Raw genomic sequence first — 18,993 nt, forward strand, 5'->3', positions numbered from 1 at the left:
ACCTCATCTATACTGTTATATTAAACAAATTACAAAGTTTATTTTTATTTAAGTCCTTTCCTATTAAACATACCCTCCCTGTATAGTCAGGGGCTATGCTCTTAACCTCAATCTCTCCATGAACATAATCAAATTGCAACCATTTTTGGTTATCACTCTGAACAATCCCCTTGCCTCTTAGAATAAACCCATAAACCTTATCATTTTCAATCTTCTTCATAATTTTCTTTAATTCTTCTGCCTTATATGAATTAAGAGTTTCAACTCCCCAAACTTCAAAAATTTCATCAGCATTATGGTTATGAGTATTATTCTCTCCAGCTTTACTCACTTTTCCATAGGTTATTCCATTTATTAAGAAGTTCTTAGCACTTTTTATCTGTCTTTCTATTGATACTGAGTCACTTTGCTCTGCAACACCTATTATAGTATTAGCATTCATACTAACCAGCGGTGTTGTTACTATATTACATTTACTATTTAATTTACGTATTGATTTAACAACAGCCTCTATCTTATTCCTATCAGATTTTTCTGTTCTACTTAAAATAATGGTCTTTGCATGTTCTATCTGATTTTTATAAAACTCACCAAAGTTAGTTATGTATGTTTCATACTTTGATATGTCTACAATCGTTATAATCATATTAATCACTATTAGATTTTTCAATTTTGCTGCATCACATGCTTTAATAACATCTGAGAGTTTCCCAACTCCAGACGGTTCTATAATTATTCTGTCTGGTTTGTATTTTGTTATAACCTCTTCAATAGCTTTTCCAAATTCACCTTTAAGAGTACAACATATACATCCTGAATTAATTTCTTTTACTTTGGCATTTGATTTTTTAAACAAACTTCCATCAATACCAATCTCACCAAACTCATTTTCTATTATAACTAGATTTTCGCTATACAATTTCTCCTCAAGCAGCTTTTTTATTAAAGTTGTTTTACCAGCTCCTAAAAATCCTGAAATTATATCAACCTTTGTTTTCATTTTTTTATTCCTCCTAAAAGTAAAATCTTACTTATTATCTTAATAGATTAGAATGTGCTACAAAAATAGATGTATTTATTAAACATATCTATTTTTGCCATTCAATATAAATGCAAGCCATTTGCATTTATATTGTATTATATGTTAAAAAAATTCAATTTATTATCAATTTTATTTAAAAATATCTCTTGGCAATTTATTTTACAACGCTTTTTGATAATAATAAACCTACCTTTTTTATTAATATAACTAATGCAAGTAATGCAACTGAAATCAACGCAGTTATGCCTCCAGGCGCACAATTCATATAATAAGAAATAAATAGTGACAAGAGTATGTCTATAACACTAAAGAGTACTGAGTATAAAAGAGTCGATTTAAACCCTTTCCCTAGTTGCATTGCTGTAGCAACAGGCAAAGCAATCATTGAGCTTAAAACCAGTACCCCAACAATTCTCATAGAAACAGATATTGTCGCAGCAACTAATATAGCAAAAATGTAATTGATTAATTTAACATTTATTCTCCCAACTTTTGCTGCTTCTTCATCAAAAGCTATAATAACAAGTTTATTATATAATATTATTAAGGTTAGAATTGATACAAGACTTAATGCTAATACGGCATATAAATCATCTCTTGTTACAGTTAATACACTTCCAAATAGAAATGAATTTACATTTGCATGTAATTCCCCAGAACTCATGATAGTAATAGCTATTCCAACACTTAAAGACAGAACTACAACAAGTATTAGCTCAGCATATTTTTTAAAATAATCTCTTAAAAATTCAATTAAAAGTCCACAAAATGATGTAAATACGAATGAACTTATTATAGGATTTTTGTTAAATAGAAGCCCAATTGCAACCCCAGCAAGAGAAGCATGAGCTAAAGTATCACCAATCATTGAGTATCTTCTCAGTACTAAGAAAAACCCAATGCATGGACAAAGTATAGAAATTAATATAGAAATCATAAAAGCATTTTGCATAAAGCTATACTGAAACATTAAATTCCTCCTCTTTGTTTGCTTTTAAAAATTCTTTAATATAAATATCAGGCGTGCATAAATGACCCTTTCCTTTTGATAGATGATAAATAAGGGAAGAATTACTCATAGCAGCATTAAGATTATGCTCAATGGCGATAACGGTTATCTTATTATTTTTATTTAAGTCTCTAATTAAGCTATAAATCTCTTTTTGGCTAGTTACATCAATTCCTGTTGATGGCTCATCTAAAATTAATAAATCAGGATTTCCTAGCAATGCACGTACTATAAAAATCTTTTGACATTGACCCCCTGATAGTGTTCCTATTAGTGAATCCTTAAAATCGAGCATATTAATAGCCTCTAACCTCCTAGTTACTAAAGTCTTATCTTTTATTTTCAATACCTTTCTGTAGCAATTAAGCATCTCATATACAGTAATAGGAAACTGTGAGTTTAGAAAATCAGACTTTTGAGGAACATAACCAATATTCTTATCAGAATTTACTATAGAACCCTTAGTAGGAGACAAAAAATTTAATATTAATTTTACAAGGGTACTTTTACCTGAGCCGTTATCACCTAATATCGATAGGTACTCTCCGTTATTTATAGTTAAACTAATGTCATTAAGAATATAGGGCGCCCCGCTTGTATAAGAAAAAAATAAATTATTAATTTGAATCATAATTGTCCTCCAGTTTATATAGTTTTGTCACCTTATCAAAGCATTAATATACTAATTTGGAAAGAATTAAAGTTATTACTATTGACAAAGGTGCCATTTATACTTATATTATAAGTGATAATGCAAATGGTTTGCAAGCAGAAAATTTAAGGAGCGATAAAAATGTTTAAAAAAATGTCAATATTCATTTTACTTATTTGTACAATAGTAACCTTCACAGCTTGTGGTAGTAAGAAAACAGAAACTACTACTGTAAAGACTCAAAACAAAGTAAAAGTTGTAGTTTCATTTAATGCAATGAGAGAAATTGCTACTGCCATAGGAAAAAATAAGGTTGATATAGTAACCATGATCCCTAACGGTACCGAACCACATGATTTTGAGCCTAAGGCAAAGGATCTTGAAAGCTTAAGTACTGCTAAAATATTTGTGTATAATGGGTTTGGTATGGAATCTTGGGTGGATAAGGTTTTAAAATCTGTAGACAATAAAAATTTAATAACGGTTGAAGCATCAAAGGGTTCAACACCAATTGAAAATACAGACTCAGCTGAAAAAGAAGAACACGGTCAATATGACCCCCATGTATGGATTAGTTTGAAAGGCGCAGAAAATCAAGCTAAAAATGTAAGGGATGCTTTAATAAAAACAGATTCATCTAATAAAGCTTATTATGAAAAAAATTATAATGATTTCGCTCTAAAGCTTGATACTCTTTACAATGAATACAACAAAAAATTTAAAACCGTTAGTAACAAAAACTTTGTAACTGGCCATGCCGCTTTTGCATACCTTTGCAGAGACTTCGGACTAAAGCAAAACAGCGTAGAAAGCGTTTTTGCAGAAGGTGAACCCAGTGCTAAAAAGTTAAAAGAACTAACAGATTATTGTAAAAAGAATAAAATTAAGACTATATTTGTTGAGGATATGGTAAGCACGAAGGTTTCAGATGCTCTAGCTAAAGAAGTAGGTGCTAAAGTTGAAAAAATACACACCATAGAGAGTAAAGAAGATAATAAAGATTATCTAACGTGCATGAAAGAAAACTTAGATATGATATATAACAGTTTGAAATAAATAGGTGCCACCCATGTGTCAAGTGGCACCCAAATGTTTATTAATAGCCTATTGGATAAAACCTGTGGGCTATTTTTTATATTGATCATAGAATTTTTATACTAAAAAAGCATAATAAAAGTCTTTGCAGTTCTAGGATTCTTAGTTATATACACCTCTAATCCATAAACCTGCTTAAGTATATCTTTTGTTAATACTTCCTCTGGAATTCCCTCTTTGTAAACTCCACAATCATACATTAGTATCATATGATCGCAATATGCAGCCGCTATATTCAAATCATGTAATACTGCGATGATTGTAATTTTTTTATTTAAATTTAATTGTTTTAATTGATCCATTATTTCAATCTGGTGATGAATATCTAGGTGTGAAATGGGCTCATCTAAAAGTATTATCCCCGTTTCTTGCGCAATCGCTCTTGCAACTACCACTCGTTGTCGTTCTCCCCCACTTAATGTATTTATACTTTTATCTCTAAGTTCCCAGGTGTTTGTCGCTTTCATAGCCTTCATGGCAATTTCCATGTCTTTTTCGCTTTCTGAGGAAAATCTAGAAATATGAGGCATTCTTCCCATAAGAACTATATCTTGTACTGAGAAATCAAATTCTATCTCTGTACTTTGTAAAACCACAGCCATTTCCTTTGCTAACATCCTTGGTTTTATTTGAGTTAATTCCTTTTCATTAATAATAATCTTCCCTTTATCACTATGGAGTGATTTAGCTAGTAATCTCAAAAGTGTAGTCTTACCAGATCCATTTGGTCCTAGAATCGTATAAAATTTACCACTTTCAAATTTTATATTAATGTTCCTTAATACTTCTTGTTCAAAAGAAAAACTCATATTATTTATTTCTATCATCTAAATCGCCTTCTTCTTGGTTTTATATAATAAATACACAAAAAATGGGACTCCAAAAATTGAAGTAATAATTCCAACCGGTATTTCTGAAGGTGGCACTACAACCCTTGCGAGAGTATCACACATTATCAAAAATATAGCTCCACCAAGTGCAGAAAATGGTATGACTATCCTATTGTCAGATCCAAATATCATTCTAATAGCATGAGGCACTATAAGCCCTACAAAGCCAATTATCCCACTTACAGCTACAACTGCCGCCACCATTAATGTACTTATCACAAATATATATTTTTTAAACCCGTTTACATCTATACCAAGGCTTCTTGCACTATCTTCTCCAAGCATCATAACATTTAAATCTCTTGAAAATATTGATATAAATAGGATTGATGGGACTACTATAACAAATAGTAGAATCACCTCATCCCAATTAGCTGTAGAGAAGCTCCCCATAGTCCACATAACTATCTCTTCAATGTTTTCTCTGTTAAATGTCATCATTAATGAAATAACCGAGGATAATAAATAATTTAGAGCAACACCCGCAAGTAGCAGAGTGGTAACTGGGACCTTTGTACCAACTCTAGCAATATTGTATACCAAAAATGTAGTTATTATAGCACCAATAAACGCACTAAATGCTATCATGCTCATTCCAAAAATATGAATATTCTTAAGGAAAACCATAGTTATAGTGGCTCCAAGTGCCGCCCCAGATGAAACTCCGAGAACAAATGGGTCTGCCATTGGGTTTTTAAAAATGCCCTGAAAAGAAGTACCAACTACTGAAAGTGATGCTCCTACAAGGCATGATAAAAGTATTCTAGGAAGTCTTAAATTTAACATTATGATCACAGATGTAGACTTAATTCCATCTAACGCCACAAAATTTTTTAATATGGGAATTTTGCTTATTACAATAAATACTGCCTGCTTAAAAGAAATATCCGCCACTCCAACATTTGCCGAAGCAATTATTACAATTAGGAGCAAAAACAATCCCATTATAAAAACTCTTCTATAAAAATTCTTCTTTTCTATAAACGTCATGGCAAAGCAACTCCTTTTATTTGAAAAGTTCAGGATGAATTAATTTAGCAATTGCTTCTAGACCATCTGCAAGTCTTGGTCCCTGCCTAGTAATAATATTCTCATCAACCTCTAATAGTTTTCCACTTTTTACTGCTTTTAAATCTTTGTACCCATTTGTAGCTTCTATGCCTTTTTTCGAACCATACAACTTTGAGCATATTAGTACATCAGGATTTTTTTCTACCAGCTTTTCTACACTGTATTTCCAACCCACTACATCCTTCGCAGCATTTTCTCCACCAGCCATATCAATCATATTACCTATAAATGTATCTTTACCTGCTGTGAAATCACCACTTTTACCGAAACCCGCTACATAGTAAACTGTAGGTTTTTTAGCACCTTTTACCTTCTTAGTTACATCTGCAACCTTCTTTTGCATAGCTGATATTATTGACAACGCTTTATCACTTGCATTTACAATTTGGCCAAGTTTTGACATGGTATCATATACACCAGTAAAATTTTCTTCACCATAAAGCACTATAACCTTTATATTAAGCTCCTCTAATTTTTTAATAACATTCTTATCAAAATGAGTCGATGCTATTACTACATCAGGTTTTAACTCTACAATCTTTTCTATATTTGGTTTTAATAAATCACCAACAGATGTAACCTTATTGGCCTTAGCTGGATAATTATCATAATCACTTCTACCAACTAGACTTGTACCTTTACCAAGGGCGTATATTCCCTCTGTTATATTTGGCGCAATTGCAATAATCCTTTTAGGTTCTTTTTCAATAGTAATTGTTCTATTATATGAATCAACCACCTTTAGTGGATAAGTTACAGCACTTGTTGCTTTTTTAGTAGTATTTTGTCCATTATTAATAACTCCACTGTTGCCACATGCACTTAGAACAAAACAAAAAACAGCTAAAACTATAGTTATTATATTTTTTCTTTTAAACATAAAAAACCTCCATAATAATTAATTTTCTATAAAAATAAGCCACCTAATCATTTTAAATATAAAATTTAATACTCTTTTTTCATTTTAGGATTAGATTATGTTTTTTCATTTTATATTGAAGATCTTGTCTTGAAATGCCCAAGTTCCTTGAAGTTTTGCTAACATTATTTTCGTTTTTTTTAAGTGTTTTTTCAATGATTTGCTTCTCAATATTAGATATATAACTATTTAACTCAAACTTTTCATCTAAATTTATAACCATATATTATAAAACCTCCCCTATCTCTCGTAGAGTTAATTGTATATAATTACGGTAAGGTATTCTGACTTAAGATTCATTGCCCATGCTACCTTCCCAGTTTCCCAGTGGTTTTTGTGCATAGGCTCTTCTTTTACAGCGGCGGGACCGTGCAGGACTTTCACCTATCTTCCCTTTTTAAACGTAATTATATTTTAAATCATTCTTATAAACATAACTAATTATATGAATATCCGAAAAAAATTACTTAGTTTTATTATCCCGATTTTCTTTTTTAGTTCTCTCTACAAATCTTCCTAGAAAAAAGAAAAGAACACCAACTCCAATACCGGTCTGTAGACAAAAGAGTAAACTCTCAATTTCGCCTGGTAACTCTCCGCCAATCAAAGTTTCCATAATAGGCGTAGCCCAGGGCTTATAATCGGTACCTGTAATCTGCGAAACTACTTTGCTGCCTGCATCATCTGATCCACCGAACTCAGCACCCTTTAACATAAATAATGGTATAAGGGCAATTAATGCAGCAATAACTAATAAAATAATAACTTTTTTCTTCGTCTTTGTCATTAATTATCACTTCCTTTTAGGAATTCAAGAACTGTCAATTCCGATTTTGCATATGTTTCAAGACCTATAATAATAACAACGGTTAGAATACCTTCGATAATTGCAAGTGGTAGCTGTGTTGGTGCAAATACTGCAAGGAATTTGACTACTGATGAAGCAACGCCACCGTTTGCAGAAGGATATGCAAGTCCAAGCTCGACACTTGTTACACAATAGGTAAATATGTCACCAAATGATGCCGCAAGAAAAATGCCTACATGTTTATTGACTTTCAGTCTCTGGCATAATTTGTAGATTCCATAAGAAAGGATTGGACCTGCAATAGCCATAGAGAATGTATTAGCACCAAGAGTTGTTAGTCCTCCATGAGCAAGTAGAGTTGCCTGGAAAACCAATACAATAATCCCTAGAATACTGACTGCAGTAGGTCCAAATAAGATTGCTCCAAGTCCGGTACCAGTCATATGTGAACAACTTCCTGTTACTGACGGAATTTTTAAAGATGAAAGCACAAAAATGAACGCTCCTGCCATAGCAAGAATAGTGATAGATTTACGGTTTTTGGACAATGTTCTCTTAATTGAAAAGTATCCTGCTACTAAGAATGGCATGCATATAACTCCCCACAAAATACAGAATTTTGGTGGCAGATACCCTTCCATGATGTGCATTGCATTAGCTGCCGGAACTATTCCAAAAGTTACTCCAAAGAATGCAACAATAGCGACAATTTTCTTTTCCTTTTGATTCATTTTATTTTTCCCCCTTATTTGTTTCTAATTTATATTAATTCGGTAAAACACCTAGAATAAACAACTACTTTTTAAGCATTTCTTTAAATTCTTGTGTGCTTTTAGGATAAGCTTTTATATCCGCAAGCATGTGTTTCTCTACTAGTGATTCATAAACCTCTAGCATAATTGGCTGTTTTAGATTCGCCTGTTTTAAAACTTCAGTGTTTAGGAAAATTTCGAGTGGTGTCCCATCTGCGATAATTTTCCCCTGGCAGAATACAAGCACTCTTTGCGCCCATCTGTATGCAAAATCTACATCATGGGTGGAAATCAGCATCGTCTTACCCTCAGAACTAAGTTTGGCCAAAACCTCTTCTAACATCATTGTATTTAAAGGATCAAGTGATGCTGTCGGTTCATCATATATAATAATCTCAGATTTCATAGCAATAATTCCTGCAATAGTCACGCGTTTCTTTTCACCACCACTCAAATAGTGCGGTGGACGATCCTTAAAATCTGATATATTCATGTATGAAAGGGACTCCTCAACCCGCTTGATTACTTCCTCTTTTGGAAGCTTTAAATTCATCGGCCCGAATCCAACTTCTGCCCTAACTGTAGATGCAATTATTTGATTGTCTGCATCCTGAAATACAATTCCGATATTCTTTCGAAGATCTTTTAAATTTTTTTTATTTACGACATTACCCCGATAAATGATTTTTCCCTGCTGCGGTGTAAATACACCGTTTATATTCAAGAAAAATGTGGATTTGCCTGATCCATTAGAGCCAATGACAGCGATCTTCTCGCCTTCATAGATATCCACGCTTACACCGTCTAATGCGGCCTTTCCATTTCCGTAGACGTAATATAGATTTTCTACATTTAATATTGGTTTCCTCATAATATCTCCTTTCTATCTTGTAAAGCCCCAGATAATAAACAAAAAAACTACGAATACTACTGCATATGCGATCTGTATTGTCTCTACTTTTTTATCCTCCTCCAAAAATAGAAGATCTCCATCATAACATCTGGCCTCCATTGCATCATAATAAGTGTTTGCTTTTTTAAGCGAAACAACCAACATATTACTTGCAATGCTTCCAAAAGTATAACAGGAAGTTTTAAAATCACAGTAGCCCTGACGGGATTCTGCAGAATTTTTCATTTTAGTATAAGTATCCATTAAAATGAAAATATAACGGTAAATAAGGTTCATCAATTCTACAATAAGCTTTGGGACATGTGCCTTTCGAAGAACATATATTATCTCAGAGGACGGAGTAGACAGTGTCATCATTTGTAGCGAACTGATAGCTGCAAAAACCTTGAGAATTAAAAACAATACTTCCCTAATCTTTGCCTGAGAGGTAAACACATAACAGAAACCAAGATACAGATTATACTGACCAATTGGCTGCTTTGAAAAATCAATAGCAATTGTAACTGTGCCAAGTAGGATAAATATAATTGGAATCGCAAGTATTGATAAATACTCAAATACTGGAAGCCCTCCTTTTACAATGGTCAGATATGCCATAGCAATAATTACCACAACCGAAACATATGGGTTATCCAATACAATACAAAGAATAAGTATTAAAACAGAAAGAGATACTTTAAAAGTAGAATTCCAGTGTCTTATTTGGGAAATATAAGCGTAAAAATCTATTGAAAATCCTTCGCCATGTTTATGTCCGATTCTATGATGATGAGGTTTCCCATCCTTATTCATGTGCCACCTCCTTTTATTTTTTACCCAATGTCAATATGTAAAATAATTTACAACCAAAAAAAACCTTCTAACTAAAGCGTTAGAAGGAAACAATCAAAAATATGTTTAATAATATAAAATCAACAAATCTTCATATAAAGCTCCCTCTATCACTCGTAGAGTTACGGTGCAAAAATATAGGCAGATATTCTGACTTAAGAATCATTATCTAAGTACGCCTTCCCCATTTCAGAGTGACATATTGTACTTAAATTCATCTATTACAGCTACGAGATAGTTCAGGATTTTAACCTGATTCCCTTTTAATTAATTAAATTTAATTAAACCTATATTCTATTATTTAATTTGATTTTAGTTTACACCATGTTAACAATTTAATCAATGTTTTCTACTGAAATAACTTAATTTTTACTAACTGATATTATTAGTAGTATCTTTTCTTTTCTAAAGCAAACTTATAACACCAGTTATAAGCAATATTATTATACATTATATAAATAGATTTACATTTGAATCTTCAGTTTGACCTAGGTAATAACCAACTCCACCAATCTTCACACCATCGATAAGTTCTTCCTTTGTAATTCCCATAACATCCATGGACATTGAGCAAGCGACCACCTCCACTCCGCTATCAATTGCCGATTTTATTAAATCTTCAAGAGAACTTATATTTTTATTTTTCATTACTGATCGGATCATTTTAGCCCCGATACCCATCATATTCATTTGAGAAAGTTTAAGCTTTCTGCTGCCTCTTGGCATCATAAATCCAAACATTGAATCTATAAGCCCTTTCTTTACTGATACTTTTTCAGGTTTTCTTATAATGTTAAGACCCCAGAAGGTAAATAATATGGTAACTTTACTACCCATTGCAACTGCTCCATTTGCTATAATAAATGCCGCAATGGCTTTATCTAAATCACCGCTAAAAACTACCATAGTTTTATTGTTTTTTTCTCGTGTTTCTGATGGCAAAGATTTATTTACCTTAGTATCGTTATTGCCTTTTTTTTTAATAAAGGCATATACCATACCTTTTTCTTTTCTTAAATCTAATAATTCATTATTTGTTTTAGTACACCAAGCTCTAATATCCTCATAAAACCCAGGATCACTTGCTGTTACTTTTAATATTTGGTTTTCATTTAATTCATCAATACTAGCTTTAACTTGAATTAACGGACCTGGGCAACATAATCCACATGCATCGAGAAGTTTATCATACTTATCATCTTCTATAGCTACTTCATCCCTTATAACTTGAGTATCAGGGTCTATTTTCTGTCTTTTTATTTTATCACTCTCTCCAGTCTTATTGGGCTCAAATTCTGAACTTAAAACTGATTTATATCCTCCAGTTAAGTTTTTAACCTTAAAGTCTTTTTGAGCTAAAATTCTAGCTGCTACATATCCTCTGAGACCTACTTGACAATATTCAATAATTTCTTTGTTTTTGTCAAGTTCGCCAATTCTTCCCCTGAGATTATCTACTGGAATATTTATAGCTCCCTCAATATGTCCATTATCAAATTCTATTTCAGTACGAACATCTAATACTACAGCATTTTCTTTATCATAAGCACTAAACTCATCAGTTGTGAGTACTTCCATTCTTCCAGCTAGCACATTTTGTGCAACAAATCCTGCCAGATTTACAGGGTCTTTAGCAGATGAAAATGGTGGTGCATATGAAAGTTCTAATTCTGTTAAATCGTCAACTGTTCCACCGAGGCGTATAACAGTAGCAAGTACATCTATCCGCTTATCAACTCCATCATAACCAACACCTTGAGCTCCAAGTATTTTACCTTCACTATTAAAAATAAGTTTTAATGTCATAGGAAGTGCACCTGGATAGTAAGAAGCATGGCTAACTGGATGAACTAGTATAACTTTATAAGGAATATTAAGTCTAGTTAAAGTTCTTTCATTATTGCCAGTACTTGCTGCTGTAAGTCCAAAAACCTTTAAAATTGCAGTGCCTTGAGTTCCTTTATAGCTGGAATTTAGACCCGCTATATTATCAGCTGCAATTCTTCCTTGCTTATTTGCAGGTCCAGCTAGTGGAATCGCAGTATTAGTCTTATTTACAAAATCTACAACTTCTATAGCGTCACCTACTGCAAATACTCCCTCTGCACTAGTTTCCATTTTATCATTTACCATAATATGACCCTTGGCGCCTAATTTAATACCAGCTTCTTTTGCAAATTTAGTATCAGGAAATACACCTATTGCGAGTATTATCATATCAGCACTTAATTTTGCACCACTATCTAATGTTATTTCAACACCATTTTCAGTATCTTTAAATGCTTTCACTCCATCATTTAAAATTATTTCCACACCGTTATCCGAAATTTCTTTTTCAACATTTAAAACAATATCAGTATCAAAAGGAGCCAATATGTGAGGTGCTGCTTCTACTAAAGTAACCTTTAATCCTCTTTCTTTTAAGTTTTCAGCCATTTCAACCCCAACATATCCTCCACCAATAACTACAGCACTTTTAATCGTCAATGTGTCTACATATTTTTTTATATTATCAGTGTCTGGTATATTTCTTAATGTAAATATTCTTTTACTATTTATACCCTCTATATTAGGTTTAATTGCTTTTGCGCCTGGTGATAACACTAAATAATCATAACTTTCCTCGTAGGTACCAAGGATTTTACTATTAACTGTTACAACCTTTTTACTGGTGTCAATTGCAACTACTTCACTGTTATTTCTAACATCTACATTAAACCTTGCATTCATACTCTCAGGTGTTTGTACTAAAAGCTTATCTCTATCCTTTATTACTTCACCGATGTAATAAGGCAGTCCGCAATTTGCAAAAGAAATGTATTCATCTCTTTCAAACATAATTATTTCTGCACTTTCATCAAGCCGTCTAAGTCTGGCCGCTGTTGAAGCTCCACCAGCGACGCCACCTACGATTAATATCTTTTTCATCACAATTATTCCTCCTTATATTTTCTAGACTTTACCTAGCTAAACTGTATCTCCAAGAACTTATTTCTCTTTAGTTCTTACATCTATTATAATAAATTCTTTATCACCATTTATAAGTTTATATACCTCTTCTGCGCTTACATTTTTAACCTTTGAAGAATTAAACATAATTTATACCTCCGTCGAAACTTTAATTTATATTTATATTATTTTTTCCATTTACATTCTTATATCTCAATATTACGATATAATAATATAATAACACATATTAACTAAAAATCAATAGAAATTTAATTTATTTTAACTATTAAATAAAAAGTGATACACGATAGTTATTCGTGTACCACTATATTTATAGTGTTTAATTAATATTAAGAACTAATTGATATACTTATTAAACCTTATTTTTAAAAAGGAATTCAATTAGTTCACGAACTTCTTCATTACAAATACTATAATTGATCTCTAGCCCATTTCTTTTTCCTACAATTATTTTTGCCATTCTTAATTTTTGTAAATGTTGAGATAAAGTAGATTGTGGAATACCTAAACAATCTTGCATGTGACTTACATTACATGTCCCTTTTCCCAGTAATCCATTAATAATACAAAGCCTTACCGGATGAGCTAATATCTTAAGCATTTCTGCAATTTCATTATATTCCATATAATCCTTTTCCATAAGATTTACCTCTTTCTAATATATTTTCATACTAATATTGTTATATTCATATATTATGATACAAATAACAAATAATATCAACACTAATAAAAATAGCATGATAATTATATTATTAATTATCATGTTATTTCTTATGTTTTAAAAGCTCCATTTTTTAGTTAATTTATTCACTATTTTAACATATTTACCAATTCTTCTTCAGATATAACTTCAATTCCTAACTCTTGCGCTTTCGTAAGTTTACTTCCAGCATTCTCTCCTGCTAACACATAACTTGTTTTCTTAGAAACGGAGCCCGATACCTTTCCGCCATGACTCTCTATCATTTCCGTGGCCTCATTTCGGCCTATAGTAGTTAATGTTCCAGTTACAACGAAAGTTAATCCATCAAACTTATTATCCTCGCTTGTGACATCCCCTACAGCCATATTAACTCCATAATCTTTTAATCTACTTATTACTTCTCTATTTTTATTATCTTCAAAAAATTTCAATATACACAAGCCACTTATTTCACCTATATCCGAGACATCTTGCAATTCTTCTAAAGACGTATTTTGCAAGTCTTCAATAGATTTATAATGTTTCATTATACTTTTCGCTGCCACTTTTCCAATGTTCGGAATACCAAGGCCTGTAAGCAACATTTGTGCTTCATTTCCCTTTGACTTTTCTATAGCATCTAATAACTTATCTGTATTTTTTTCTTTTCCAATTATACCCTGATCGACAAGTTCCTCGCGATAATTAAATAAAGAATACACATCCGCAATATCTTTTATGTATTTCAAACGAATAAGTTCCTTAACATATGCGCTGCCAAAACCTTTTATGTCCATAGCAGTCCTGCCTACAAAATTAATTATACGTCTTTCTAATTGTGCCAAACAATTAGGGTTTATACATTTGATGTCAGCAGTATCTTTTTCCCGCACTGTTGGTGCTCCACAAACTGGGCAAATCTCTGGAATTTTAAATTCCTTTGATCCCTCAATACGTTTTTCTTTCACTACAGACTTGATTTTTGGGATTATCTCTCCTGACTTATAAACAACAATTATGTCCCCAATCCTTATATCTAAATCATCGATAAAATCTTGGTTATGAAGGATTGCTCTTGATACTGATGTTCCACATAAACGAATCGGCTCAAATATTGCTGTAGGAGTAATTCTACCGGTTCTCCCTACTGATACTTCAATATCAAGTAATTTCGTTTCTTTTTCTTCTGGAGGAAATTTATAGGCTATAGCCCATTTAGGAACTTTCGATGTGTTTCCAAGTTCTTTCCTATCTTCCAAATTATCAATTTTTATAACAACTCCGTCAATATCATATGCTAGGGTTCCTCTTTTCTCTCCAATATCTTGAATAACACTCCACACTTCATCAGCTGTTTTACATTTCACATAATTTTCAATGACCTTTATTCCCTGCTTTTTTAACCATTCATAACCCTCTGTATGTGTTTTAAATTCAATTCCTTTGATATCTTGGATATTAAAAATGAATAGAGATATTCCTCTTTCTTTTGTTATCTTACTATCTAACTGCCTTAATGTACCGGCAGCACAATTTCTTGGATTTGCAAATATCTTTTTACCTAATAACTCTTGTTGTTCATTAATTTTATCAAATGATGCATTTGACATATATACTTCTCCACGAATTTCAAGGTAGGGAACTTTATCTTTCAGTTTCTTTACAACATCCTTAATTACTTTAGCATTTTCAGTGACATCCTCGCCTTGAATGATTCCATCACCCCTGGTCACAGCCACTGTTAAGTTACCATCTACATAACGCAGAGACATTGACAAACCATCAATTTTAAATTCTACAACAAATGTTGGATCATCCAGTTCCTCAATCATTTTATTTACATAAGCATATACCTCTTCTTTTGCAAATACATCTTGCAAGCTAAGCATTGGAACATTATGTTTTACCAGGACCCCACCTTTCCTTTTAGCACTTCCACCTACTCTTTGAGTTGGAGAATCTAAGGTAATAAGTTCTGGGTGCTCTTTTTCTAGCTCTTTAAGTTCTAACATCATTTGATCATATTCATAATCTGATATTTCTGGATTATCCTGATTATAATATCTATCACTATGATAATTAATTATATTTTTAATTTCATTAATTCTATCTTCATCATTCATCATATTATTCTTCACCTATCCCTCTAGAAGCTGCTTTAATCAAATTTCACTCATATTCATAAAATACAACCTTTACGCAAAATAGCACACAACTTTTAGGCCTTTTGAATAAAATGACTAGCATTCTTACTAGCTATTTTGTCCAAAATGCCTCAGTTGCATACACTATGCACAAATTACATTTATGATGCGCAAGTTACATTCAAATAAATAACAATCAAAATACTAGTCTTATTTTAACAAACCTTATAACATTTCTAGTGGTGCCTTACCTAACATTAGCTTTTTTATTCCCATGTTATCAAAAGCTATTGAAATCAAAGTATCACCATCAGAACTCGACCTTGACACTATTGTTCCTATACCAAATTTAGTATGTCTAACTTTTCTACCTACTGTAGCTTCGCTACTTATGTTATTTAATCCGTTATTAATAACATTCTCACTATTAATACTTTGCTGACCTGAATTATCTCCATGTGCCGTAGCTGATACATAATCTTGTGGCGCAGTTTTACTTAACAGACCATGTGGATTATATCTTTGTGACTCCTTGGCATTTTTTCTCTTTAACACCTGCGTAGTCCTATTTTTAGCTCCACCTATAATTTCTTTTAAATCTGGAGAAATCTCACTAATAAAATCTGATGGTTGATATGAAACATTTCTACCAAATACCATTCTACTTTCTGCAGAAGTTATATATAATTTTTCTTCCGCCCTTGTTATTGCAACATAACATAGACGCCTTGATTCTTCCATTTCAGTAGGGTTATTAATGGAGGACATGCCTGGAAATATTCCATTTTCCATTCCTACCATAAATACTACTGGAAATTCTAACCCTTTAGCACTATGAACTGTCATCATTGCTGATGTGTCAATGGTTTCATCAGGATCATCAGTGGTTGAACCTAAACTTACCCCCTCTAAAAATGTTAAGAGTGATTTATCTTCTGAAGTTCTTTCGAATTCTACAGCATCTGATACTAATTCCTTTATATTTTCAACTCTACTCTCATCATCTGGTTCCTTAGAGTTTTCGAGTTGCTTTAAATATCCTGTATCTTCTATAATAGTCTTAATAAGCTTAGATACTGATACCTCTTCATTTTTAGCCATAAAATTATTCATAAGACTCACAAATTTACTTATAGATGATTTATTTCTAGTTGTAAGTGTAGGTATATACTCTACATCTAGAATAGCACTATATAAACATTGCTCTATTCCATTTGCAAATTCTTGAATCTTTTGAATAGTTGCATCCCCTATATTTCTTTTAGGTACATTTATAATTCTCTTTAAGGCAATATCGTCAAGCGGATTATTGATAAGCTTTAAATATGCCATTATATCCTTTATTTCTTTTCTGTCATAAAACTTTAATCCTCCCACTATCTTATATGGGATTAAATGTTTTCGAAAACTTTCCTCAAAAATACGTGATTGAGAATTCATCCTATATAAAATTGCAAAATCTTTATAACTTCTATTTCCCTCTGCCATAATTGTCTTGATTTGGTTAGATACAAAATTTGCTTCATCTCTATCTGTAAATGCTCTATACAGATTAATTTTCTCGCCACTTTCCTTTTCAGTTCTAAGAGCCTTATCTTTTCTTTGAGAATTATTTTTTATGACTTCATTAGCCGCCATAAGTATATTACCTTTTGATCTATAATTTTGCTCAAGTTTAACAACTTTCGCCTTTGGATAATCTTTTTCGAAGTCTAGGATATTGGTTACATCCGCACCTCTCCAAGCATAAATACATTGGTCATCATCTCCAACTACACATATATTCTCTGTCTTATCTACTAAAAGTTTTATAAGCTCATACTGTGCTTTATTTGTGTCCTGATACTCATCCACCATAATATACTTGAATTTTGAATGATAAAAGTCCAAAACATCCTTATTATTCTTTAAGAGTTCAACAGCTTTAAATATTAAATCATCAAAATCTAACGCATTATTACCCTTTAGCTTCTTTTGATAAAGAAGATATACATCAGCTACTTTATTTTTTCTAAAATCGCCCTCATTTTCTTTTTTAAATTTAGCAGCAGAAATAAGTTCATTTTTAGCACTTGATATTTTGTTTAAAATTTCTGAATCTGTTAGGTCTTTATCATTTATATCAATTTCCTTCATGCACTGTTTAATTAAACTTTTTTGATCATAGCTATCATATATAGTAAAATTTTTATTATATCCTATTTTATCTATTTCTCGTCTTAGAATTCTAACACAACTAGAATGAAATGTAGAAATCCACATATTATCTGCTATATTACCTACAAGTGATCTTACCCTATCCTTCATTTCACCAGCAGCTTTATTAGTAAATGTTATAGATAAGATTTGTGATGGATATATGTTTAAATCTTGAATCATATGTGCAATTCTATAAGTCAAAACTCTAGTTTTTCCAGAGCCTGCACCAGCAAGTATTAGCAATGGTCCGTCAACCGTTATTGCAGCCTCACATTGCTCTTTGTTTAACAAACTTTTCAAATCCATGAAACCACTCCTTATATTATATTAATACTAGTTACGTCTAGTGTTATTTTAGATCTATCTAATTTTTTTACCACTCCACTTTAAGGCATAAATGTACCTATAATTATATCACATTGCGCAAGAACTTAAACACAATAAAAAATATAGACGGTTAATTTATATCACTCTTTTGTCATTAGCTAAACCGAGTAAATATATATTAACCGTCACTTTTTATATGTAAATGCATATTTTTAAATTAGTTATACCTATTTTTTTAATTTCAAACGTTCTAATATAAGTTTATATCCATCGCTACCATAATTTAGTGATCTGTTGATTCTACTAATTGTGGCAGTACTTGCGCCTATAGCACCTGTGATATCTATATATGTTCTTTTATCTACAAGCATTGTTGCTATTTGAAATCTTTGTTCAAATGCCTTTATTTCATTTATAGTGCATATATCCTCAAAAAATCTATAACACTCTTCCTTTGTTTGAAGGCTTAAAATACCTTCAAAAAGAAAATCCATATCCTTACTTTCTAATTTTGAACTATATTCGCTCATCATCCTTCACCTCTAATAATCATAGACTGCTTTAACTAATGTTCATTCATATTACTTATATACTAGATATTTTTTTAATATAATACTTTTTTAAAATATAAAAAAATGCAGTTTATTAAAATTATTTAAATAAACTGCTCTAAAATATTTATTAATGTA

The 18,993-nt window shown here is 31.7% G+C and carries 17 protein-coding genes and 2 riboswitches; of the genes, 1 reads left to right on the forward strand and 16 read right to left on the reverse strand.

What is annotated here, in order from left to right; translation table 11 throughout:
- Positions 1–7: 7 nt before the first annotated feature.
- The 3 genes from A7L45_RS19705 to A7L45_RS19715 all read right to left on the reverse strand — a co-directional run bounded on the left by A7L45_RS19705 (position 8) and on the right by A7L45_RS19715 (position 2,682).
- Positions 8–1,000 (reverse strand): CobW family GTP-binding protein, encoded by a 993-nt coding sequence (locus A7L45_RS19705; RefSeq protein ID WP_071614356.1) that lies wholly within the window; start codon positions 998–1,000, stop codon positions 8–10.
- A gap of 196 nt (positions 1,001–1,196) precedes the next feature.
- Positions 1,197–2,012 (reverse strand): metal ABC transporter permease, encoded by an 816-nt coding sequence (locus tag A7L45_RS19710; protein WP_071614357.1) that lies wholly within the window; start codon positions 2,010–2,012, stop codon positions 1,197–1,199.
- Positions 1,999–2,682, reverse strand: coding sequence for a metal ABC transporter ATP-binding protein (locus tag A7L45_RS19715; protein WP_071614358.1), 684 nt, complete (start codon positions 2,680–2,682; stop codon positions 1,999–2,001). Before A7L45_RS19715 ends, A7L45_RS19710 begins: the two co-directional genes overlap by 14 nt.
- Before the next feature lie 162 nt (positions 2,683–2,844).
- Between A7L45_RS19715 and A7L45_RS19720 the strand changes: the two genes are divergently transcribed.
- A complete protein-coding gene (locus A7L45_RS19720; RefSeq protein ID WP_071614359.1) occupies positions 2,845–3,759 on the forward strand; it encodes a metal ABC transporter substrate-binding protein in 915 nt (304 codons plus the stop codon).
- 101 nt (positions 3,760–3,860) lie between these two features.
- Here the strand turns inward: A7L45_RS19720 and A7L45_RS22995 are convergent, their stop codons facing one another.
- The 13 genes from A7L45_RS22995 to A7L45_RS19780 form a co-directional block, all read right to left on the reverse strand.
- Positions 3,861–4,625, reverse strand: coding sequence for a heme ABC transporter ATP-binding protein (locus A7L45_RS22995; RefSeq protein ID WP_152025089.1), 765 nt, complete (start codon positions 4,623–4,625; stop codon positions 3,861–3,863).
- Positions 4,626–5,678, reverse strand: coding sequence for a FecCD family ABC transporter permease (locus A7L45_RS23000; RefSeq protein ID WP_152025090.1), 1,053 nt, complete (start codon positions 5,676–5,678; stop codon positions 4,626–4,628).
- A 16-nt stretch (positions 5,679–5,694) separates the two neighbouring features.
- The gene (locus tag A7L45_RS19730; protein WP_071614360.1) at positions 5,695–6,639 is read right to left on the reverse strand and encodes an ABC transporter substrate-binding protein; all 945 of its coding nucleotides are present in this window, start codon (positions 6,637–6,639) and stop codon (positions 5,695–5,697) included.
- Between the two features lie 79 nt (positions 6,640–6,718).
- Entirely contained in the window at positions 6,719–6,901 is a 183-nt protein-coding gene (locus tag A7L45_RS19735; protein ID WP_071614361.1) for a helix-turn-helix domain-containing protein, read from the reverse strand.
- A gap of 33 nt (positions 6,902–6,934) precedes the next feature.
- A riboswitch (cobalamin riboswitch) is annotated at positions 6,935–7,099 on the reverse strand.
- A gap of 42 nt (positions 7,100–7,141) precedes the next feature.
- Positions 7,142–7,465 (reverse strand): energy-coupling factor ABC transporter substrate-binding protein, encoded by a 324-nt coding sequence (locus tag A7L45_RS19740; RefSeq protein WP_071614362.1) that lies wholly within the window; start codon positions 7,463–7,465, stop codon positions 7,142–7,144.
- Entirely contained in the window at positions 7,465–8,217 is a 753-nt protein-coding gene (locus A7L45_RS19745; RefSeq protein WP_071614363.1) for an energy-coupling factor ABC transporter permease, read from the reverse strand. Before A7L45_RS19745 ends, A7L45_RS19740 begins: the two co-directional genes overlap by 1 nt.
- Positions 8,218–8,281: 64 nt before the next feature.
- Positions 8,282–9,109 carry an energy-coupling factor ABC transporter ATP-binding protein gene (locus A7L45_RS19750; RefSeq protein ID WP_071614364.1) on the reverse strand — a complete coding sequence of 276 codons (828 nt, stop codon included), beginning with the start codon at positions 9,107–9,109 and terminating at the stop codon, positions 8,282–8,284.
- 12 nt (positions 9,110–9,121) lie between these two features.
- Positions 9,122–9,943, reverse strand: a complete 822-nt coding sequence (cbiQ, locus tag A7L45_RS19755; protein WP_071614365.1) for a cobalt ECF transporter T component CbiQ — start codon at positions 9,941–9,943, stop codon at positions 9,122–9,124.
- Between the two features lie 162 nt (positions 9,944–10,105).
- Positions 10,106–10,288: riboswitch (cobalamin riboswitch) on the reverse strand.
- Positions 10,289–10,432: 144 nt separating this feature from the next.
- A complete protein-coding gene (locus A7L45_RS19760; RefSeq protein ID WP_071614366.1) occupies positions 10,433–12,913 on the reverse strand; it encodes a CoA-disulfide reductase in 2,481 nt (826 codons plus the stop codon).
- 391 nt (positions 12,914–13,304) lie between these two features.
- Complete coding sequence (locus A7L45_RS19765; protein ID WP_071614367.1) at positions 13,305–13,592, reverse strand: ArsR/SmtB family transcription factor; 288 nt, start codon at positions 13,590–13,592, stop codon at positions 13,305–13,307.
- A 170-nt stretch (positions 13,593–13,762) separates the two neighbouring features.
- The gene (ligA, locus tag A7L45_RS19770; RefSeq protein WP_071615063.1) at positions 13,763–15,757 is read right to left on the reverse strand and encodes an NAD-dependent DNA ligase LigA; all 1,995 of its coding nucleotides are present in this window, start codon (positions 15,755–15,757) and stop codon (positions 13,763–13,765) included.
- 246 nt (positions 15,758–16,003) lie between these two features.
- Positions 16,004–18,283 (reverse strand): DNA helicase PcrA, encoded by a 2,280-nt coding sequence (gene pcrA, locus A7L45_RS19775; protein ID WP_071614368.1) that lies wholly within the window; start codon positions 18,281–18,283, stop codon positions 16,004–16,006.
- Between the two features lie 248 nt (positions 18,284–18,531).
- The gene (locus A7L45_RS19780; RefSeq protein WP_071614369.1) at positions 18,532–18,834 is read right to left on the reverse strand and encodes a YerC/YecD family TrpR-related protein; all 303 of its coding nucleotides are present in this window, start codon (positions 18,832–18,834) and stop codon (positions 18,532–18,534) included.
- Positions 18,835–18,993 lie beyond the last annotated feature (159 nt).

It is taken from the genome of Clostridium estertheticum subsp. estertheticum, assembly GCF_001877035.1.
Lineage (GTDB): Bacteria > Bacillota > Clostridia > Clostridiales > Clostridiaceae > Clostridium_AD > Clostridium_AD estertheticum.